Below are 20,877 nucleotides of genomic sequence, written 5' to 3'. Positions count from 1 at the left end.
CGGCCCCGCGCGTCCCCGTCGCCCCGGCGGCCCCGCTCGCTCCGGGCCACCGGCCCGATCCGGGTGCCGCGGAGGCGGCGGCCACTCTGGCATCGATTTCCGACGTCGCCGATGGGCGATCCGCGGTGCTCATGGCGCCACCACTTCCTGGTCGTGTGCCGGATCCTGGTCGTGTGCCGGATCCTGGCCCTGTGTGGAGCGCTGGTCGTGTGCCGCGGTCTGGTCGTGTGCTCCGTCATGGGCCCGCGCCACGTCCGCGCCCCGCGACTCGTCCCCTAGCCGGGGCGCCTCCTCGATCCGCAGCAGCATGGCGCGCTCGGGGTTCAGGGCCGGGAGCGGAATGCCGATCGTGGCCAGGTGCCGGCCGGTCGCGACGATGCCTTCCCGCCCCTCGCCCCCGGACGTCGTGCGCAGCCACGCGGGGTCCACACGGTGCCCAAACGTCCCGGGTTCGTTGCCGGGGACGATGCCGCGGACGCGGTACGTCCGCTCCGGATCGAGCCCCGGAAGCGCGACGGACCCGGGGGCCTCGTCGTCCGGCGTCGCCAGCGAGACGAACGCGAGAAGCGCCTCGGAGCGGTCGGGGGACACCGTCCCGTAGAGCGAGTGGGCCGGCTCGGAGAGGTCCGCCCGCACGGCCGTGCCCGAGTGCAGCAGCGCCCTGTGTTCCTTGTACAGGCCCACCAGCTCGCGCAGCGTCTCCCGTTCGGCGCCGACCGCCTCCCGGATGTCCCATTCCATGCCGAAGTGCCCGAACAGGGCGGTGATGCCGCGGAAGGCCAGCGCGTGGGTGCGGCCGGACGTGTGGGCCGTGTCCGGGCCGATGTGCTGGCCGACCAGCTCCGGGGGCAGCACGCGCTGGGTCCACTCCTGGATGGTCTGGCGGGCCAGCGCGTCGTTGGAGTCGGAGGCCCACACACGATCCGCGTGCTCAAGGACCCCCAGGTCGACGCGGCCTCCGCCGGAGGAGCAGGATTCGATCTCCAGGCCGGGGTGCCGGTCGCGCAGCTCGTCCATCAGCCGGTAGGCGGCCAGCGTCTGGGTGTGCTGGGAAGGGCGGCCATCGGAGGCCATGTCCGTGAGGTCGCGGTTCTGGTCCCACTTCAGGAAGGAGATTGGTTCCCCCGCGTCGCGGCAGTCGGACAACACGGTGTCGAGGGAGTCGAGGATGTGCCGGTAGGCGTCGGGATTCGTCAGGTCGACGACGTGCTGGTGCCGCCACGTCGGCGCCAGGGCGTCCCGCCTGGCGCGGCACAGCCACTCCGGGTGGTTGCGGGCCAGATCGGAATCGGGATTGGCCATCTCCGGCTCCACCCACAGCCCGAACTCCATGCCGCGCGAGCGCACGTGGGACACCAGCGGCAGCAATCCGTCGGGCCACGCGTCCGCCGAGACCCGCCAGTCGCCAAGGCCGGTGGTGTCGTCGCGCCGGGAACCGAACCAGCCGTCGTCGAGCACAAACCGCTCGACGCCGATCTCGGCCGCCGAGTCTGCGAGCTCCTGCAGGACGCCCAGATCGTGGTCGAAGTAGACGGCCTCCCAGGTGTTGAGCACCACGGGGCGCGGTCGCGAGGGGTGGTTCGGCCGGGCGCGCACATGGCGGTGGAAACGTTCGGTGACCCCGTCGAGGCCGTCCGCCGAGTACGCCAGGTAGAGCCACGGCGTCGTGTGGCTCTCCCCCGGCGCCAGGGTCAGCTCCCGCGGCCCGAACAGCTCGCCGGCGCCGAGCATGCGCGACGGCGTGGAGGCGCGTTCCGCGAACAGCGTGGAGTTTCCGCTCCATCCGAAGTGGGCCGCCCAGACCTCGCCCCTCCGGTTGCCGAAGCCTGCGGTCCCTGCGGCGAGCAGCAGCGGGGAATCGTGCCCGGTGCGGCCGTGGCGGCCGTTCCGCGTCCACGTCCCGAGGTTGAACGGCGCCCGCTGGGGGTGGCGCTCGCGGGTCCACCGTCCGGCGAGGTCGAGCAGTTCGGTGGCCTGCGGTCCCACGGGCAGCGCCAGTGTCAGGCCTTGGACCTCGTAGGGGGTGTCCCCGTCGTTGGCCAGGGTGTGGGCCATGCGCAGCAGCCCGCCTTCGAGCAGCTCGAAGCGGGTCGAGAGCGTCAGCCGGGCGTCGGCGTCGGATGCCCTGAGCGTCAGGGCGCTGGCCTCCGGGATGGCCTCGGCGTCGGCGAAGCGCGGCGACGTGTCCCGGCCCTCGCGGTGCCCGGAGAGCAGCGGCGTGCCGGAGAACCCTTCCGCGGCGGCCGGCCACAGCGGGTGGGCCGCGGGCGTGTCGTAGCCGGAATGCACCACCGGGCCCGCCGCAACGGACGCCGGAAGCGGCCCGGGGTCGGCGCCGAAGTGCACAACCGCGGGCGCTCCGGACGTTTCCACGATCAGGGCGACGCCGTTTCCGGCCAGGCGGACAAGGCTCATGGGGTCTCCAAACGTGGGAAGTGGTTACCGGGCGCGGCGCCGGCGTCGGCGACCGGGACGGCATCGTTGACGGGGAATTCGATGCCCGGGCTGCCGTCAACGACCGAGATGTCGAGCACCAGTTCGGCCTCGGTGGCGAGGAAAGCGTCCGCAGCCGGAACGTCCACGCCGCAGGACCTGCTCCCCAGGCCGTGCTGTCCGGCGTCGATGCCCAGGTGCCAGGCCGACGGCTCGGGCAGCTCGCAGGGGTGCCGGGCAGCGTCGAGTTCGTTCTGGCTCCACGGGCTCAGCGTGAATCCGGTGTCCTCGGGCCCGGAGACGACGTCGATGCGCAGCACCCGCCCGTCGCAGAGTCCCAGTTCCAACCGGCGCAGCCCGGCCCGCCGGCCGTTGGCCTGCGGCATGGGGTAGTCCGTGTGGAGGTCGTCCGGCGCGGCGGTGTGCCGTCCGAACCGTTGGGCCTTCGCCGAATCGGAGTAGCCTTCGCCGGGACCGAGCCCCAGCCAGCGGACCGTGTCCGGCGTGTCGGCGAGCGCGTCCCGGGAGAGGGCAAAGTCGAGGCCCAGGCGGGCCAGGGGGAAACCATAGTCCTGCAGCGCGGCGGCGCGGGCGCGGAGCCGGAGGGCCGCGGGAGCGCCGAGTGCGCCCGCCGGCGCGGCCGTCCAGGCCTGTTGGACGCGGAACCCGGTGGGGAGTGCGGGTGGCGCGTAGCGGTACTCCGCGCGCACCGCGCCCCGTTCCCGCTCGAGGGACACGGTGCGCCGCTGGAGCAGGTGCAGGCCGGCGTCCTTCCATCGTTGCGCGATGGCGACGACGGGGCCCGGTTCGGTGCCGGCGTAGGCGTCCCAGTCGAAGTCCTCGGGCACGGACGGGTCGGTCGCGGGCACGTGGCGCATGTCCCGGGTCGGTTCGATGGTGCCGGTGTCGTTGTCCGTGGGGGCGCGGTAGGCGCCGAGTTCCGGCCCGGTGAGGCCAACTCCGTCCAGCGAGCGGAGGAGCCCGTCGGGCCCGAAGACCGCACCATCCGGCAATTCTCCGGAGGGGGCGTGGACCCGCTCGTCCCGAGCGGCGCCGACCCCGGGCAGCGCCTCCGCTTCGGACACACTTCCGACACTGCCCACGGCCCCGACATCCTGGCCCCAGGCGAGGACGTGTCCGGCCTTGGCCCACGGGGTCGCCCGCGCGAGCATCGCCTCGATCGTGACCGTCGCGCCGGCGTTGGCATTCAACGCCCGGAGGGCCTCGGCGGGCAGGCTCGCGGTCGCGCTGTGGCGTGGCGGCACGGTCTCGACGCCCATCTCTCCGGACGCCACCGCGAGGCCGTCCGCGTTGTGGACCGTCCAGCCGAAGGCGAGAGCCGCGGTGTCGGCGAAATCCTGCCGGTTGGCAATGGCGACGGTCCCGGCCGCGGCGTCCGGCGATAGCCGCACCGGTTCGATGACCTTGGCGTATTCGGCGAGGCCCGGTCCGGGTGTGCCGTCGGCGAAGACCAGCCCGTCGAGCACGAAGTTCCCGTCGTGGATCGGTTCGGCGAAGTCGCCGCCGTAGGCGTGGACGGGTTCCCCCTCCGGGGTCCGGGCCAGGATCCCGTGGTCCTTCCACTCCCAGACGAAGCCGCCGGCCGCGCGTGGATTCTCGTCGAAAAGGGCCTCGTAGTCGGAGATCCCGCCTGGCCCGTTGCCCATGGCGTGCACGTATTCGCACAACACGTACGGCTGCCCGGCGATCCGGGCCGAGCCCGCGGCGGACGCCGACGGCACGGCCTCCGCGCGCAGGATCGAGGCCGATTCCGGGGGCGTCGCGTACATGCGGGAGTAGACGTCCGTGTAGGCCGCGTCGTGGTCGCCCTCGTAGTGGACGGGCCGCATGGGATCGTGTTCGCGGACCCAGTCGGCCATGGCCGCGAGGTTGGCCCCCGTTCCCGACTCGTTGCCGAGGGACCAGAGCACCACGCTGGCGTGGTTGGAGTCCCTGCGCCAGGTGCGCTCGATGCGGTCGAGGTACGCGTCCCGCCACGCCGGATCGTCCGAGGGGTTCCGGGCCCAGTCCTGCACCACAAAGCCGTGGGTCTCGAGGTCGCACTCGTCGATCAGCCAGAAGCCCAGCTCGTCCGCGAGGTCCAGCAGGTGGTGGTTCGGCGGATAGTGGCTGGTGCGGATGGCGTTGATGTTGTTGCGCTTCATCAGCAGCAGTTCGTTGCGGGTGAACTCCTCGGTGACGGCGCGACCGGCGCGGGGGTCGAACTCGTGGCGGTTCACGCCCTTGAGCCGCACGGGGCGGCCGTTGACGGTCAGCACTCCGTCCTCGATCGCCACACGGCGGAATCCCAGCCGCAGCGAGACGGTCTCCCCCGGCGCGGACAACTCCGCGGCGTAGAGTCTCGGCGTCTCGGCGGTCCAACCCTGCACGGCCCCAACGGGAACGACGGCGCGGGCCGGCCCTCCGGCGTCGGGCACGTCCAGCGTGTGTTCGATGCCCAGCTCCGGGATCCGGAGGACCAGGGGGTGCGCGTCGGCGGGCGCGTCCGCCTCGAGCGTGAGCGTGCCGGCGCCGTCGTCGTAGTCGGCAACGACCCGCGCGTCGGTGATGCCCCGGCGCGGCTGGCCAACGAGGCGGACGTCCCGGAAAATGCCGGGGAGCCACCACTGGTCCTGGTCTTCCAGATAGCTGGCGGCCGAGAACTGGTGGACGCGCACGACGAGGCGGTTGGGGCCGTCGGCGCGCAGCGCGGCGGTGGCGTCGAACTCGTGGGTGAGCCGGCTGCCGGCCGCGTGCCCCAGCTCGGTGCCGTTGAGCCAGACCTTGAAGACGGATTCCACGCCCTCGAAGCGCAGCAGGACGCGGTCCATGACGCTGCGCGCGTCGTCGTCGAACCCGAGCCCGGCGAGCGTGAACTCGCGCAGGTGGTCCCCCGTCCCGTTGGCGTCGGGGACGAACGGCGGATCGACCGGGAACGGGTAGACCACGTTCGTGTACCAGGGGCTGCCGAAACGGTTGGTCCGCCCGGTGACAAGCGGGCCGTTGGACTCGTCGAGGACCCAGTGGCCCGGGACCGCCGTCGTGTCCGGGAACTCGGCCCCGTCGCCTGCGGGATCGGCGTGCGCCGCGGCGACGCTGGGGGCGAAGCAGAACCCCCACCGGCCGGCCAGTGACGCCTCCGGGCGGTCCGACGCGAGGTGGGCCCGGGCCGGCAGGGCGCCGGCACCCGGCGACGGGTCCAGGTGGTACGGGAGCGCCGTGGGCGCGGCGCGCTCCGCGGGGACGGGCGTGCGGGCTTCGGTGGCGGTGCTGGAGTCCATGGTTGTCCTACTTGTTGGAGCCGAGGGTCAGACCGGCGACGAAGTGCTTCTGCAGGGCAATGAAGATGACGACGGTGGGCAGGGCGATCATCACGGCGCCGGCCGCGACCAGGTTGTTGTCCGTGAAGAACGCGCCCTTCAGGTTGTTCAGCGCGCTGGTGACGGGCATCGCGTCGCCGTCGCGCAGCAACACCAGGGCCCAGAAGAAGTCGTTGTAGATCCAGGCGAACTGGAGGGTGGCGAGGGCGGCGAGCGCGGGCCGGGTCAGCGGCAGGATGATCTGGTAGAACTGCCGCCAGACGCCGGCACCGTCGACCTGGGCGGCCTCGCCGAGCTCCGGCGGCAGCGCCTTCATGAAGTTGCTGAGCACAAAGACGCAGAAGCCCATCTGGAACGCCACATTGATCAGGACCACGCCGAGCTGGGTGTTGTAGAGGCCCACGGACAGGAACATTCGGTAGAGCGGTGTGATGATGACCTGCTGCGGGAGCAGGTTGGCGGCGGTGAAGAACATCAGCAGCGGGATGTTGAGCGCGAAGCTGAAGCGGGCCAGCACAAACGCCGCCATTGAGGAGAGGAAGAGCACCAGCACGACGGCGGGGATCGCGATCAGCAGCGAGTTCACGAAGTACTTCGGAAGCTCGGCCTGGGTCCACGCGGTGACGTAGTTGTCGAAGTTGAGCGTGTCCGGCAGCGAGACGTAGCCCTTGACCGCGGTCTCCGAGTATGGCCGGAGCGAGGTGTAGACCGCCCAGACCAGCGGGGTGAGCCAGAAGAGCGCCCAGACGGCGAGGCTGACGTGGAGGATGACGCGCCCCGGCCGGACCCCGGCCTTGCGGCGCGGTTCCTGCGGTTCGGTGGTGCCCGTGGCGCGGTCGGCGCGGAGGGGTGTGGAGAGGGCCATCAGCGGTCTTCCTTTCGGAAGGTCTGGACGAGGTAGGTGATGATGAAGGCCAGCGAGATGACCAGCAGGATGACGGCGATCGCGGACCCGAAGCCAATGCGGCTGGCCTCGCCGATGATGTTGTTGGTGATCAGGACGGACAGCAGTTCCAGCCCGTTCGTGCCCTTGTTGATGATGTAGACGATGTCGAAGGCGCGCAGCCCCTCGATCACGGTGACCACCAGCACCACCACGTTGATGGGCTTGAGGGTCGGGAAGACCACGCGGAAGAACGTCTGCGCCTGGTTGGCGCCGTCGATCGCGGCGGCCTCCTTGATGGAGGGGTCCACGCCCTTGAGGCCCGCCAGGTAGAGGACCATGATGTAGCCGACGTGCCGCCAGCCGGCGGCCACGAGGACGGCCCACAGGTTGATGTCCGGGTCGCCGAGCCAGTTCACCTGGGCGCCCGTGAGCTGGTTGATCAGGCCCTGGTCCTGCGAGTACAGCAGGGTCCAGATGAAGCCGACGAGCGCCAGCGAGAGCACAACCGGCAGGTAGAAGATGCTCTGGTAGAACCGCGTCGCCCGAATGTTCTTGTCCAGCAGGACGGCCAGGAACAGGCCGAGCGGGGTGGCGACGAGGCCGAGGACGGCCAGCCAGATCAGGTTGTGCTGGAGGGCTGGCCAGAACGGCGGGTAGATCGTGGCGATCTGCTCGTAGTTCTGCGTCCCGATCGGCTCGATGGCCGTTACGCCGTTCCAGCGGGTAAAGGAGAGGAACACCGATGCGAGTGCCGGCCCCCACACGAGGACCAGGACGATCAGGGTCGGGATGCCGAGCATCAGGATCATGGCGATCCGGTCCGAACCCGAGTAGCGCCTGACCTTGCCACGTCCGGGGGCGAGTCGAGTGCTTGTTGTGGTTGTCATGGGTGTTCCTCTCCTGGCCGGCCGTCAGCCGACGAAGATGGCTTTCTTCTGCGCCTCGATGTTCTTCAGGACCGTATCGATGTCCTTCGGGGCCTTCAGGAAGGCCTGGAGCGACGGAATCATCACGGTGGAGGCGAAGTCCGGGCGGGTGTCGCGGTCCAGGAACTGCGCGATGTGCTTCGCCTCGCCGACCACCTCGACCGCCTTCTTCTGCAGCGCCGTGTAGCCGGAGGTGTCGATGCTGTTCGCCGGGCCAACGAGCCCCTTGTCGGCCGCCGAGTTGATCTGCTCCGCCTCGGCACCGCCGAGGAACTCCAGGAGCTTCTTGGCCGTGCCGGCGTTCTGCGTCTTTGAGCTCATCATAAAACCGTCGGTCGGCGCGTCGATGGAGTCCGTGCCGAACTCCGGGTTGATCTCGGGGAACGTGAAGAAGTCGAGGTCCTCCAGCGCCTCGCCGCCCTCCGCGTCCTGGAACTGCTGGGAGACGAACATGCCCATCACGTAGGTGCCGGACTTCTTCTGCAGCAGCCCCTGCGCGGCCTCCTGCCAGTCGCGGCCCAGCGCGCCATCCTGGTGGTAGGGAAGCAGTTTGGCCCACGTGTTGAAGACCTCCTTGACCTCCGGCGACTCCCAGGAGCCCTCGCCCGCGAGCAGCTTGGTGTGGAAGTCGTAGCCGTTGACGCGCATGTTCAGGATGTCGAACGTGCCCATGGCCTCCCAACCGCCCTTGTCGGCGAAGCCGATGGGGGTGAGTCCGTCCTTCTGCATCTCGACGCTTAGGGCGATGTACTCGTCCAGCGTCTTCGGCTCGGTGTAGCCCTTGTCCGCGAAGACGGACTTCCGGTAGAAGACGGCCCACGGGTAGTAGGAGAGCGGCACGAAGTACTGCTTCCCGTCCGACGCCGTGGCGGCGTCCTTGAACGACTGGTTGAAGTTCCCGCCAATGGTGTCCCAGACGGAGGAGATGTCGCCAGCCAGGCCCTGGTCCGCGAAGAACCGCATCCGGTAGCCCGAGAACCACGAGAAGACGTCGTCCGGCTGGCCCTGCAGGTAGGAGTTGATCTGCTCTTGGAAGGTGTTGTGGTCGACCGTGTTGATGCTGACCTCGGAGCCGGACTCCTTGACGAAGGCGTCGACGATCTTCTTGTACGCGGCTTTGGGAACGGCGTCGGACTGGTTCGAGCCGAGGCTGATCGCGCCCGTGCCCTCGGAGACGGCCGCGCCTCCGCCCGAGCCGCCGCAGGCGGTGAGCGCGGCCAGGGTCGACAGGCCGACGGCGCCGCCGAGGACGTTGCGGCGGGTGAGCGGGACGCTGGACAACGGCCCCAGACTCAGCGGGCTCGGCGACAGCTGCCTGCCGGCGAAGGGGTTGGAACGGATAGCCACGGTTTCTCCTTTGAAGTTCACGCTGGGCCGCCCGATGACGGGTTGGCGATGGTAGAAAATCAACCAAAGTCGATCAGAAACGTACTCAAAACGACTTCGAGTCACTATGTCATAGCTCACATACGGACACAAGCACTTCGCTGAACTCTTCTATTTGCGATATATCCGGCTCAATCGAGGGTTGTGCGATACGCACCAAATCGAACATGATGGTCGGACACCATGTTCGCTTTTCCGTCCATGGCTAGGCTGTCGGGACAGTGCCGGCAGGACACGGCAAGGGAACGGAGAGCCAGATGATCGAAATGCTTCCGCCGCACCGGCAGCAGCACATCCTGGACCGCATCGACAAGTACGGCCAGGTCCGCGTTGCCGCCCTGTCGGCCGAGTTGGGCGTTTCGGAGATGACCGTCCGGCGGGACCTGAACGCCCTCGCCTCGCGCGGCGCCGTCGTCAAGGTCCACGGCGGGGCGACCCGTGAGCAGGCCGCGACCAGTGTCGAGCCCGGGTTCGTCAAGAAGCTGACGCTCGAATCGGACGAGAAGGACCGGATTGCCGTCGCGGCCGCGGCCCTGATCCACGACGGCATGTCCGTGGCGCTGAACTCCGGAACCACCACGTACGCGCTGGCCCGGCACTGCACGCGGATCGCGGACCTCACCGTCGTCACAAACTCCCCCCGCATCGCGGAGGTGTTCTACGCCGCCGAGAACCCCACGCAGACCGTCATCCTGACCGGCGGCGTCAGGACGCCGTCGGACGCGCTCGTGGGTCCGCTGTCGGTGGCCGCCCTGCGCCACCTTCACGTCGACGCGTGCTTTATGGGCATCCACGGGATGACCTCCGAGGACGGCTTCACAACGCCCAACATGCTGGAGGCACAGGTCAACCAGGCGTTTATCGCGTCGGCGGCGCAGCACATTGTGCTGGCCGACCACACGAAGTGGGGGGTCACGGGCCTCTGCCACATCGCCCCGCTCTCCGACGCGGACGTCTTGGTGACGGGCGCCGCCATCGCCCCCGAGGCCGTCGAGACGCTGGGCCAGTTCATCGGCTCCGTCGTCGTTGCGGAGTAGTGGTGGCACCCGCCATCGAGGAGCCGCTGGGCCGTGAGCTGGCGCAGCGGGTCGTCGACAGGATTTCGCCCACCCTGCGGCACAACGTCAACGTGATGGACCCGGCGGGGCTCATCATCGCCTCGCGCGACGCCACCCGTATCGGCACGCTGCACGCCGGCGCCCGGCAGGCCGCGGAGTCCGGCGCCGCCGTCGTGATCCGGGCCGGCGACGATCCGCGGGCCGGCCTGCCCGGCGTGAATCTGCCGTTCGAGCTCGACGGCAAAATGGTCGGCGTCGTGGGTCTTACCGGGGATCCCGACGACGTGATGCCCGTGGCCGAGGTTGCGGTGTTGACGATCCGGCTGCTTCTCGAGCGGGAGATGGAGATGGATGCCGCGGCCCGGCGCGAGGCGCGCGACCGCGACTTGCTCGGCCGGCTGATCGCGGGCAACTTGGACGCGTCCGCCGTGAAGCGCGCGCTGGATCGGTCCGACGTGCCCCTCTCGGCGCCGTGGCGGCTGGCGGCGCTGCTCGGCGTCGGCGGCGCGGGTACACCCGCCGCGTCGACTGAACTGCCAGACGGGGTCAGCAAAGTGCTCCGGCGAACCGGCCGCTTCCACTGGGCCTCCTTCGAGGGTGTGCTCTGGGTCTTGCTCGGTTCATCGGAACACGACGCCGCGGCCCTGGCCAAAGTGTCCTCGGACGGCGGCGTCGTGGCGGTGTTCGGCGACGAGTGCTCAGACGTGGGCTCGCTCGCGGGGTCGGCGAAGGGCCTCGCAGCGCTGGTCCGGAGACCTGTGGTGCTGCCCGCAGCATCGGCGGCGCTGCACGTCCGGGACCTCGCCGCCGAACTGGCGGTGGTCTGCATGCCACCCGAGACGGCTCGACAACTGGCCACCCGCGTTGCGCTTCTGACCGCTCCCCAGCGAACAACACTGCAAGCGTTCCTGGACGCGGGCGGATCGGTGTCCGAAGCGGCCCGGGCTCTTTTTGCCCACAGGAACACCGTCATCCAGCGATTGGACCGGATCGCCGCGACGACTGGGCTCAACCCCCGCGACGCGCGGCAGGCGCTTACGCTGCGCCTTGGCCTCGTGGCCACGCGCCTCGAACCGCGTTCCAGTTGAGGTCGGACCGGAAACCGAGTCTGCGGACCATGGGCGCCTATGGTCATCCTGCCCAGTGATGGCGAGCCCACTCGCCATAAAAATGGTCACTATGACCATAGGTTGACCGCGGGGTGGCGGCCTAGAGTCGATGTTATGCCCACCACACGTTTTCCAGTCGTCGTAGCCGCCCCGGACTCCTTCAAGGGGAGCATTACAGCCGCCGGAGCCGCGGCAGCAATGGCCCGAGGCGCCCGATCGGTCTTCGGCCCCGGGGCCGAGATCGTCGAACTCCCGCTGGCCGACGGCGGCGAAGGGACCCTTGATGCGTTGTTGGCCGTCTGGGGTCGGGCGCCCCTGAGCGTCACCGCCACGGACGCCATCGGCCGTCCACGGACCGCCCGGTACGGGATTTCGGCGGACGGAAATACGGGGATCATCGAGGCCGCTGAAGGCAACGGACTACCCGATGTGGCCGACGTGCGCCCGCAGCCATTGCGGGCCGATAGCTACGGAGTGGGGCTGATCGCACGCCAGTTGCTGGAGGACGGCGTGGACGAGATCCTGCTGTGCATTGGAGGATCCGCGAGCACGGACGGCGGTACCGGAATGCTCATGGCGTTGGGAGCACGGTTCCTGGATGCCGACGGGGCGCCGGTCCAGCCGGGTGGCGGAGGGCTCGGGAGCATTCGCACCGTGGACGTCTCCGACCTCCATGCTCGGGCTGCGGCCGTGCGTTGGCGGGTGGCGGTCGACGTCGACAACCCGTTGTGCGGTGAGCGCGGGGCCGCCGCCGTCTTCGGCCCCCAGAAGGGCGCGACGCCCGCGGACGTTGCCCTACTCGATGCCGGTTTGGAGAACCTGGCCCGCGTCCTCGGTGGCGGGGCGACTGTCGACCCGACCACCCCCGGGTTCGGAGCGGCGGGGGGCCTGCCGGTGTCCCTGGTCGCCCTCCTCGGAGCGCAAACCGTGCCCGGTACCGAATTGGTGGGCGAGGCCATCGGCCTCCAAGCGACGCTGGAACGCGCTGATCTTGTGCTGACCGGGGAGGGCAGCCTGGATTCGCAGTCTCTGGGCGGCAAGGTTGTGGATGCCGTGCGTCGGCTGACTCCGGCCACTAGCGCCGTGGTTGTTGTTGCGGGAACCGTGCAGCTGACCGCAGCCCAATGCCGCGACGCCGGAATCACGGCCGCGGTCTCCATTGCCCGCGGCGCGGCGACGTTGGATGAGCTAGTGACCCATGCCGAGACGCTGATCGAAGATGCGTCCGCGCAACTCTGTTCGGCCCTGGCCTACCGGGAGGGCACACCCCGGCCGTTCGGCAGGTAGGCCGCAAAGTCAGGCGCGGAGGGCAGGCAGGCCGGAACATCACGGGGTGGACGGCCGGCAGGCCGGAAGACCAGGAGCGGAGCGAAAGTGGGTGAGCGGACCGCCGGGCAAGCGGCTGGTTTGGCCAACGGGCGGGTTGGCCGAGTCACTAGCCTGGCGACATCCCTTGGCGGCGGTCACTCCGATTCGAGGCGACTAACCGACCACACCGGTAAACTCTGTCGCACATGAACATGACACCCAAGGCCAAGTCCGCCGTGCGCATCGACGCATGGCTCTGGGCGATCCGTGCCTATAAGACGAGGTCCGCCGCGACCGCCGCCTGCCGCGCAGGCCACGTGAGGCTGAATGGGCGCCCGGCGAAGGCGGCCCAGACTATTGTCCCGGGAGACTCGATTCGGGTCCGACAGCACGGGTCCGAGCGAATACTCGAGGTGCGGGACCTGATCGTCAAGCGCGTTGGGGCCGAGGCGGCGGCGCGTTGCTACGCGGACCACACTCCGGAACGTCCGAAGGAACTCGTCGCGACCGTGCCCGTACGTGATCGCGGCGCGGGACGACCGACCAAAAAGGATCGTCGCGAACTGGAACGCCTGCGCGAAGCAATCAATCCCCGCGAGCCGTAGAACACCCTGAAGCTCGCACGCCCCCTGCCTCATGCCGCGCGTGGAATTCGGGGCAGATTCTTGCGGCGGATCCGTCGGCGTCGAACGGATGGACTTACGTTTCCCGGTGGCCGAGTCCGCCCGGCGGCATCATCCCGAGGTTCGTGCGCCGCATCAAGGAAGGTAGCCGCGGTTCTTGTGGCGAGTCCTGGTCTGGTGCCAGGGCTGGTGCCAGGTTCGGCATCGGATCCTCGTCCGCCGCCGCCGGTTCCGGCGCCGGTAGCGGTTGTCGTTCGGGTTTCGGGTGTCTCGGTGGCGGTGTGTGCGAGTTGTTCGCGGAGGCGGGCGAGGGAGCGTTGCCAGTCGCGGTCCTCGGTGGCTTCGGTCCGTTCGGTGCGCACGATCAGGCGCGGTTCGGTGTCCGCGGTCGGGCTTCCCGGTGCCGGGCCGGGCCCGTTCTCCGGGGGTGCGGTGGCGGTCGCGGCCCAGGGGTTTTCGGGGGTGGTGGTGTAGGTGAACCCGGCGGGAGAGGTGTGTTCGATCCCGCCGTCCGGTCCCGCGACGGTGGCCCAGAGTCCGGCGGTTTTCATGGCGTGGTGCCGCGGGCAGCGCGGGCGGAGGTTTTCCACGTCGGTGCTTCCGCCGTCGCGCCATGCGAGCACGTGGTCGATCTCGGAGTCCACGCGCCGGCATCCGGGGTGGGTGCAGTACGGGTCGCGGGAGGCGACGATGCGGCGTTGGGCGTCGGTGGGGCGGTAGCGGGCGCGGCCCATGGCCACGAGCGCGGTGCCGTCCGGGGAGGCGTAGAGCGTGGACCAGGTCGCGGCGAGCCCGGCGAGGCGGGCCGCGGACGCGGCGTCGATCGGCCCGTACCCGCACAGTTCCGCCACCCCGCCCCACCGGGCCGGGGCACCGGCGCGCGGACCGGCGGCCAGCGCGTCGGCCGCGTCGGACGCGTCGGTCGCGCCGGCCGCGCCGGTCGTGTCGGTCGCGCCGGCCGCGCCGGTCGTGTCGGCCGCGTCGGACGTGTCGGGCGCGACGGCGGTCCCGGGGACCACCACGGTCCCGTCCGTGGGGGCGGTGGTTTGCGGGGCCGGGTCCGCGCCGTCGGTGGCCGGGGCGGGGGCTTGGTTGGTCCCACGGGCCGCGGCGAGGGAGGCGTCGAGGAGGGTTCCCGCGGCGCCGGTGAGGGCCTCGTGGGGCAGCAGGACCATGACCTCGGCCCGGATGTTCGCCCACGCGTCCCCGCCCGCGACCGCGCCGGCGACGGCACCGTCCAACGCATCGGAACCGGTGCCGGTGCCGGTGTCCCCGGTGGTGCCGCTGGTGCCGGTCTCCACGGCGGAACCGGTGGTGGTGCCGCTGGTGCCGGTCTCCACGGCGGAACCGGTGGTGGTGTCGGTGGCGCCTAGGACGAGGGCGGCCAGGACGTCCGCGCGCAGCTGCGCCATGGTCCGCTCCTCGCCCGCGCGGCGGCGAAGGGAGGAGGCGATGCGCTGGATGCGTTCCATCATCGCGACCGCGTCCAGGGCGTGGAGCTCCGCGCGCAGCCCCGCGGTCCCGTCCGGTCCCGGTTCCATCCACACCCCGCGCCCGGCGCGGGCCTGCCGGACGCGTTCCTGCAGGGCCCCGGGCCCGAGGCGGGCCTGGAGGCGGCGGGCCTTGTCCCGCAGCCGCCCCGGGGTCCGGCCGGGCGCGAACGCGAGCAGCTCGGTTTCCAGCCAGTCCCTGCGGGTCTCCAGCAGGGCCGCCTCCGCGGCCAGCCGGCGGGCGTGGGCCTCGTGCGCGGCGGGGTGGGCGCCGGCGGGCGGGGCCGGGGGCGTGGGCGCGGGCTGGATCTCCTCGCAGGCCCGCACGATCGCGCACAGGTGCCCGTACCCGAGGTCCCCGGCCCCGAACGCGGCGAGCGTCGCGGCCCGGGGCCCGGTGAGTTCCAGGGCCAGGGAGATCCGGGCGCGCATGGTGGCCTCCGCGGTCCCGGAGGCCGCGGCGAGCTCGGACGCCGCGATCGTCTCGACCCAGGCGTTCTCCCGCACGCACGCGTCGCGGACCAGGGCGCGCAGCCGCGCGGCGTCGGTGGGCGCCGGGTCCCGGGACGCGGCGGCGAGCGCGGCGATGGTCTCTGGGTTCTCCCGGCACGCGGCTTCCGCGGCCCAGGCGCGGACCCGGATCTCGTCGGCCTCCAGGCCGGCGCGGCGGCGGGCGAGGTCCCGGGCGAGGCGGACGGTGTCCGCGAGCGTGAGCGACCCGGGGTCCGGGACGCGCAGCCGGCCGCCCGCGAACACCGCGCGGCCGGCCTCGACTCCCTCCACCACCTCGACCAGCGCCACCATCTCGACACCCGCCACGACCTCCACGGGGACGGTCCGGACGGCGGCCGGGGACGGGACGTGAGGGGCCGGGGCGTGAGGGGCCGGGGCGTCAAGTGCCGGAACACCAAGGGTCGCGGCCGGGACGTGAGCAGCCGGGTCGCCAAGGACCGGTGGATCACAGGCCGCGGGCGCGCAGGCCCGAGGCGCCGGCACGGAGGCTCGGAGCGCCGGCGGCCGCGCACCCGCATGACCCGCCCCGCCCTCCCGCGTCCCAAACTCCCCGTGTAGGTCCATGAACCAACACTAGAAGAGAGTTACGACACAATGGCTACGTGAGAGCCCATTGTGGAATCTATGTTCTAATTATCGCATGTGGAGGGAAGGTCGGCCCGTCGGCGGCGTCCATGGGCGCCACCGACGGGTACCCCGTCTTGGCACCTCGGCAAGACCGCAAGCGCTGCGCTGCGCGGGCGCAGGACCGCGCCCGCCCCGCCGTCGAACCTTGTCCTAGGACGCGTCCGCGAGGCGGCTGCCGAGCTCGGAATCGAGGCGCAGCAGGCCGTTGCCGTCCTCGCCGATCAGGCGGACCCGACCGATGATTTCGCCGACGGTCGCTTCCTCTTCCAGCTGCTCCGAAACGAACCAGTTCAGCAGCGGCAAGGCATCGATATCGCCCTGCTGCTGCGCCAAACGGTAGAGGTTGCGGATGGATTCGGAGACGCGCTGCTCGTGAACCAGGGAAGCCTCGAAGGCTTCGAGCACGGTGTTGGCCGTGGCGTTGGGGGCGTGGATCGCGCCGATGCGGGGATGGGCGTCGCGGTCGGTCATGTGCGCGATGAACTTCTCCGCGTGCGCGATCTCCTCCTGGGACTGCGCCCGGAACCAGCCGGCAATGCCGGGGAGGTCGTGGACCTCCATCTCGATGGCGAGCTGGCGGTAGACCATCGAGGCCTCCAGTTCCAGCGTGACTTGATCGTTGAATGCGGTTTCGAGTTGTCCGTTGAGCTTCATGCCCCAAATCTAGGCCGAATCCGCGCGGGTTTCACCGAAGTTCGGCCTTACTCACAGCGACGGCCGCATTTCGGGCACACGAACCTTGGCCTCGCGTCGAATGGTTGGCTAACCAAACCCCGCTCCACCGTACGATTGACGGATGGGCCATATCGACGTCGCCGGGATCGACTACTTCCTCTCCGACGGCACGCAACTGCTGAACGGTGTCTCCTTCAAGGTCGGCGACGGCAGCAAGACGGCCTTGATCGGCCCCAACGGCACGGGAAAAACCACGCTCTTCAAGGTCATCTCGGGCGACCTTGTCGCCGACGGCGGAACGGTGGGCCGCTCCGGAAGCATGGGCATCATGCGGCAGTTCGTCGGGCAGGTCCGCGACGAATCGACCGTTCGCGATCTGCTGGTCTCGGCCGCACCAAAGGCGATTACCGACGCCGCCGCCGAACTGGCCGCCGCCGAGGACGCGATGATCGCGGATCACGCGAGCCCGGACGCGGAGGAGAAGTCCCAGATGCGGTACGCGCAGGCGATCGTGGACTGGGGCGACGCGGGAGGCTACGAGCAGGAGACGGTCTGGGACGAGGTCTGCATGGCCTCCCTCGGCATCCCCTACGAGCGTGCCCAGTACCGCGCCGCGTCCACGCTGTCCGGCGGCGAGCAGAAGCGGCTGGTGCTCGAGGCGCTCTTCTCCGGACCCGACCAGGTCCTGCTCCTCGACGAGCCGGACAACTACCTCGACGTTCCGGGCAAGCGCTGGCTGGAGTCCAAGCTCAACGAGTCCAAGAAGTCCGTGCTGTTCATCAGCCACGACCGCGAACTGCTGAACGTCGCCGCGGAGCGCATCGTGACGCTGGAGCCCGGCATCAACGGCGCCGGGGCCTGGATCCACGGCGGCGGCTTCGCCAGTTACGTCGAGGCCCGGGCAGACCGCAACGCGCGCTTCGAGGAACTGCGCAAGCGGTGGGACGAGGAGCACCTGAAGCTCAAGGAACTCGTCAACATGTACAAGAACAAGGCGGCATTCCGGTCCGACATGGCCAACAGGTACCACGCGGCCCAAACGCGGCTGGCGAAGTTCCTGGAGGCCGGTCCGCCCGAGGCGCTGCCCATCGAGCAGAACGTCAAGATGCGGCTCCGCGGGGGGCGCACCGCCAAGCGCGCCGTGGTGGCCGAAAAGCTAGAGCTGACGGGACTGATGAAGCCGTTCTCGACCGAGATCTGGTTCGGGGACCGCGTCGGCGTGCTCGGATCCAACGGTTCGGGCAAGTCCCACTTCCTGCGCCTGCTGGCCTCCGGCGGGACCGATCCGGAGCGCGAGCACGTGCCGGTGTCCGACGTCGTCATCGCGGAGGTTCCGCACGAAGGCACCGTGAAGCTGGGGGCGCGTATCCGCCCGGGGTACTTCGCGCAGACCCACGTGCGGCCGGACCTGGGCTCGCGGAGCCTGCTGGACATCCTGCACCGCGGCGACGAGCACCGCTCCGGCATGGCGCGCGAGGCGGCCTCCGGGGCGCTGGACGGCTACGGTCTGGCCGCGCAGGCGGAACAGTCCTTCGACTCGCTCTCGGGCGGCCAGCAGGCACGGTTCCAGATCTTGCTGCTCCAGCTCTCGGGGGCCACCCTCCTGCTCCTCGACGAGCCGACCGACAACCTGGACCTGCACTCCGGCGAGGCGCTGGAACGCGCGATCGACGCCTTCGAGGGCACCGTGCTGGCCGTGACGCACGACCGCTGGTTCGCCAAGTCCTTCGACAGGTTCCTGGTGTTCGGTTCCAACGGGCGCGTCTACGAGTCCGAGGCGCCCGTCTGGGACGAGGAGCGGGTCCGGCGCGAACGCTAGGCGGCGGACCGCGAGAGCGGGCGTCGCGCCAAGGGAACGCCGCGCCCGCCGTCGCCTAGGCCAGTCCGGCGCGCCTGAGCGCGTCGGCCAGGGCCGTATCTGCCGACGGCGCGGCTGACGGGGCGGCCGGCGCGCCCGTGCGGGGCGACCGGCCCCTGTTGTTCTGCGGCGTTTTGGCAGGAGCCGGCGGAGTCTTGGCGCGGTTCTGGCCGTTTCCCCCGGGAACGACGTCGGGGCGCGGCGCTTTGTCCCCCGGCGCGCGTCCGGATGCCGGAGCCTCCCCGCCCCGTGAACGTCCGGCGTCGTTCCGTGGCCCCGACTGTGGCGTGTCCCGCCGCGAGCCGCCGCGCGGGTCGCTCCGTGTGCCTCGGGCGCCGCCAGCCTCGTCGTCGAGCCGAAGGGTCAGCGCGATGCGCTTGCGTGCCTCGTCCACCTCCAGCACCTTGACCTTGACCACCTGTCCGGACCTCACCACCTCGCGCGGGTCGGACACGAAGCCGTTGCTCAGGGCCGACACGTGGACCAGGCCGTCCTGGTGAACGCCGATGTCCACAAACGCGCCGAATGCGGCCACATTGGAGACCGTCCCCTCAAGGATCATTCCGGGCACCAGATCGCCGATCTTCTCGATTCCGTCCTTGAGGGACGCCGTGACAAAGCCCGGCCGGGGGTCCCGTCCCGGGCGCGCCAACTCGGCGAGCACGTCCTTCACCGTCGGCAGCCCGAACTTCTCGTCGACGAAACCGGACGGGTCCAACCGCGCCAGCAAGCCGGCGGCGTCCACACCCACGGACGCGGTGGCGACACCAGCGGCCGCCAGCATCCTCTGCGCCAGGCCATAGGCCTCGGGGTGGACGGCCGACGCGTCGAGGCGGTTGCGCCCCCCGGTGATGCGCAGGAAGCCAGCACACTGCTCGAACGCCTTGGCCCCCAGCCGCGGGACCTTCTTCAGGTCCGCGCGCGAGGAGAACGGTCCGTTGGCGTCCCGGTAGTCCACGATGTTCCGGCTCAGCGTCTCGCCCACACCGGCAACGCGGGCCAGCAGGGCCGGGGACGCGGTGTTGACGTCCACACCCACCGCGTTGACGCAGTCCTCCACAACGGCGTCCAGCGAGCGGTCCAGCTTGGTCGCCGCGAGATCGTGCTGGTACTGACCGACCCCGATCGACTTCGGCTCGATCTTCACCAGCTCGGCCAGCGGATCCTGCAGGCGGCGCGCGATGGAGACGGCCCCGCGCAGCGAGACATCAAGCTCCGGGAGCTCGGCGCTGGCGAGCGCGGACGCGGAATAGACGGAGGCTCCCGCCTCGGACACGATCACCTTCGCGGGCGGCTCCGCCGAAGCCGCCGCGGTCCCTGCCGGCTCGAGCGCCGGGTTCTTGGCCAACCGGGCCAGCAGCTCCCCCGCGAGCTTGTCCGTCTCCCGGCTGGCGGTTCCGTTGCCGACCGCGACGAGTCGCGTGGAGTGGCGGACCGCAAGGGCCTCCAGCGTGGCCAGCGACTCGTCCCACCTCTTCGCCGGAGCGTGCGGATAGATGGTCGCGGTGTCGACGACCTTTCCGGTCCCGTTGACGACGGCGACCTTGACGCCTGTGCGCAGGCCCGGATCGAGCCCGAGCACCGCGCGGTTCCCTGCCGGCGCGGCGAGCAAGACGTCGCGGAGGTTGGCGGCGAACACCCTGATCGCCTCGTCCTGCGCGGCCTCGAAGAGCCGGGTGCGCAGATCGGACTCGATCCGCGCCAGGAGGCGGCCGCGCCAAGCGAGCCTCACGGTCTGCGACATCCATTCCGCCCCGGGTCCCTCCGCGGGTCCGCGGACGCCGAGCGACCGCGCGACCGCCGCCTCGCAGCGCGAACGGGCCGCGGCGAGGGATTCCTCGTCCCGCGGATCCGCCTCGGCGATCTCGAGCGCGAGCGCCCCGTCCCGCTCCCCGCGGAGCAGGGCCAACACGCGGTGGCTGGGCAGCCGGTCCGGGGCCTGGACAAAGTCCACGTAGTCGGAGAACTTGGACGCGTCCACCGGCGGTTTCGGGGTCTTCGCGGGGCCGGGACCGGCCTTGGCCGTCGACGTCTTGGACGCAGTCGACGCCTTCGAGCGCAGCCGCCCCCGCGTCCACACGCGTTCCCGCAGCTCGGACACCAGTGCCGCGTCCTGGCCCACCCGCTCGGTGAGGATGGCGCGCGCGCCGGCCAACACGTCCGCCGCCGTCTCGAATCCGGCCCCCACGTAGCCGCCGGCCGCGGCCTCCGGATCCAGCCCGCCATCCTTCAGGAGCGCATCGGCCAGCGGTTCCAGCCCGGCCTCGCGGGCCAGTTGGGCCTTGGTGCGGCGCTTGGACTTGTAGGGCAGGTAGAGGTCCTCGAGTTCCGACTTGGTGGATGCCCGCACGACGGCGGTGCGGAGTTCCGGGGTCAGCATTCCCTGGTCCTCGATCGCCTGAAGCACGGTGGCCCGGCGGTCCTCGAGTTCGCGCAGGTAGCGCAGTCGCTCCTCGAGATCACGCAACTGGGCGTCGTCCAGCGTGCCCGTCGCCTCCTTGCGGTACCGGGCAATGAACGGGACGGTGGCGCCGCCGTCGAGCAGGCCGATGGCCGCCCTGACGCGCCAGACCTCGACCCCGAGTTCGTCGGCCACAAGTTGTTCGATGCTCGGGGCGGGGCGCCCGCGTGCGGAGAGGTGCTGTGTCTTTTCGGTGGTGCTCAC

13 protein-coding genes are annotated in these 20,877 nt (G+C 70.6%); 5 read left to right on the top strand and 8 right to left on the bottom strand.

Annotated features, from left to right (window positions below; translation table 11 throughout):
- Positions 1-129: 129 nt before the first annotated feature.
- Genes AC3ZJJ_RS00560 through AC3ZJJ_RS00540 form a run of 5 tightly spaced genes read right to left on the bottom strand, consistent with a single transcriptional unit; the run spans position 130 to position 8,912 of the window.
- A complete protein-coding gene (locus AC3ZJJ_RS00560; RefSeq protein WP_489893331.1) occupies positions 130-2,415 on the bottom strand; it encodes an alpha-galactosidase in 2,286 nt (761 codons plus the stop codon).
- A complete protein-coding gene (locus tag AC3ZJJ_RS00555) occupies positions 2,412-5,714 on the bottom strand; it encodes a glycoside hydrolase family 2 TIM barrel-domain containing protein (RefSeq protein ID WP_489893330.1) in 3,303 nt (1,100 codons plus the stop codon). Before AC3ZJJ_RS00555 ends, AC3ZJJ_RS00560 begins: the two co-directional genes overlap by 4 nt.
- 7 nt (positions 5,715-5,721) lie before the next feature.
- Entirely contained in the window at positions 5,722-6,618 is an 897-nt protein-coding gene (locus AC3ZJJ_RS00550; protein WP_489893329.1) for a carbohydrate ABC transporter permease, read from the bottom strand.
- Positions 6,618-7,526, bottom strand: a complete 909-nt coding sequence (locus AC3ZJJ_RS00545; protein WP_489893328.1) for a carbohydrate ABC transporter permease — start codon at positions 7,524-7,526, stop codon at positions 6,618-6,620. Before AC3ZJJ_RS00545 ends, AC3ZJJ_RS00550 begins: the two co-directional genes overlap by 1 nt.
- Before the next feature lie 24 nt (positions 7,527-7,550).
- Positions 7,551-8,912 (bottom strand): ABC transporter substrate-binding protein, encoded by a 1,362-nt coding sequence (locus tag AC3ZJJ_RS00540; RefSeq protein WP_489893327.1) that lies wholly within the window; start codon positions 8,910-8,912, stop codon positions 7,551-7,553.
- 296 nt (positions 8,913-9,208) lie between these two features.
- On the opposite strand from AC3ZJJ_RS00540, the gene AC3ZJJ_RS00535 reads away from it, so the two are divergent.
- The 4 genes from AC3ZJJ_RS00535 (at position 9,209) to AC3ZJJ_RS00520 (ending at position 13,031) form a co-directional block, all read left to right on the top strand.
- Complete coding sequence (locus AC3ZJJ_RS00535) at positions 9,209-9,988, top strand: DeoR/GlpR family DNA-binding transcription regulator (RefSeq protein WP_489893326.1); 780 nt, start codon at positions 9,209-9,211, stop codon at positions 9,986-9,988.
- 2 nt (positions 9,989-9,990) lie between these two features.
- The gene (locus AC3ZJJ_RS00530) at positions 9,991-11,097 is read left to right on the top strand and encodes a CdaR family transcriptional regulator (protein WP_489893325.1); all 1,107 of its coding nucleotides are present in this window, start codon (positions 9,991-9,993) and stop codon (positions 11,095-11,097) included.
- Positions 11,098-11,232: 135 nt separating this feature from the next.
- Positions 11,233-12,405, top strand: coding sequence for a glycerate kinase (locus AC3ZJJ_RS00525; RefSeq protein WP_489893324.1), 1,173 nt, complete (start codon positions 11,233-11,235; stop codon positions 12,403-12,405).
- Between the two features lie 227 nt (positions 12,406-12,632).
- A complete protein-coding gene (locus AC3ZJJ_RS00520) occupies positions 12,633-13,031 on the top strand; it encodes an RNA-binding S4 domain-containing protein (protein ID WP_489893323.1) in 399 nt (132 codons plus the stop codon).
- A gap of 29 nt (positions 13,032-13,060) precedes the next feature.
- Here AC3ZJJ_RS00520 and AC3ZJJ_RS00515 read toward each other — a convergent pair whose 3' ends face one another.
- Both AC3ZJJ_RS00515 and AC3ZJJ_RS00510 read right to left on the bottom strand, forming a co-directional pair.
- Positions 13,061-15,358, bottom strand: a complete 2,298-nt coding sequence (locus AC3ZJJ_RS00515) for an HNH endonuclease signature motif containing protein (RefSeq protein ID WP_489893322.1) — start codon at positions 15,356-15,358, stop codon at positions 13,061-13,063.
- Between the two features lie 471 nt (positions 15,359-15,829).
- Complete coding sequence (locus AC3ZJJ_RS00510; RefSeq protein WP_489893321.1) at positions 15,830-16,333, bottom strand: ferritin; 504 nt, start codon at positions 16,331-16,333, stop codon at positions 15,830-15,832.
- Between the two features lie 142 nt (positions 16,334-16,475).
- Between AC3ZJJ_RS00510 and AC3ZJJ_RS00505 the strand changes: the two genes are divergently transcribed.
- Positions 16,476-18,173, top strand: a complete 1,698-nt coding sequence (locus AC3ZJJ_RS00505) for an ABC-F family ATP-binding cassette domain-containing protein (RefSeq protein ID WP_489893320.1) — start codon at positions 16,476-16,478, stop codon at positions 18,171-18,173.
- Between the two features lie 55 nt (positions 18,174-18,228).
- On the opposite strand, the gene AC3ZJJ_RS00500 is transcribed toward AC3ZJJ_RS00505, so the two are convergent.
- A complete protein-coding gene (locus tag AC3ZJJ_RS00500) occupies positions 18,229-20,877 on the bottom strand; it encodes a helix-hairpin-helix domain-containing protein (RefSeq protein WP_489893319.1) in 2,649 nt (882 codons plus the stop codon).

It is taken from the genome of Arthrobacter sp. AOP29-A2-19 (assembly GCF_058138025.1).
Note: the sequence above shows the minus strand (reverse complement) of the source record. Positions and strands in the feature narration are given on the sequence as shown.

Coding starts and splice junctions, on each gene's coding strand:
- AC3ZJJ_RS00510 (WP_489893321.1), bottom strand. CDS start 16,333: ATGAAGCTCAACGGACAACTCGAAACCGCATTCAACGATCAAGTCACG.
- AC3ZJJ_RS00505 (WP_489893320.1), top strand. CDS start 16,476: ATGGGCCATATCGACGTCGCCGGGATCGACTACTTCCTCTCCGACGGC.
- AC3ZJJ_RS00550 (WP_489893329.1), bottom strand. CDS start 6,618: ATGGCCCTCTCCACACCCCTCCGCGCCGACCGCGCCACGGGCACCACC.
- AC3ZJJ_RS00555 (WP_489893330.1), bottom strand. CDS start 5,714: ATGGACTCCAGCACCGCCACCGAAGCCCGCACGCCCGTCCCCGCGGAG.
- AC3ZJJ_RS00560 (WP_489893331.1), bottom strand. CDS start 2,415: ATGAGCCTTGTCCGCCTGGCCGGAAACGGCGTCGCCCTGATCGTGGAA.
- AC3ZJJ_RS00520 (WP_489893323.1), top strand. CDS start 12,633: ATGAACATGACACCCAAGGCCAAGTCCGCCGTGCGCATCGACGCATGG.
- AC3ZJJ_RS00545 (WP_489893328.1), bottom strand. CDS start 7,526: ATGACAACCACAACAAGCACTCGACTCGCCCCCGGACGTGGCAAGGTC.
- AC3ZJJ_RS00535 (WP_489893326.1), top strand. CDS start 9,209: ATGATCGAAATGCTTCCGCCGCACCGGCAGCAGCACATCCTGGACCGC.
- AC3ZJJ_RS00525 (WP_489893324.1), top strand. CDS start 11,233: ATGCCCACCACACGTTTTCCAGTCGTCGTAGCCGCCCCGGACTCCTTC.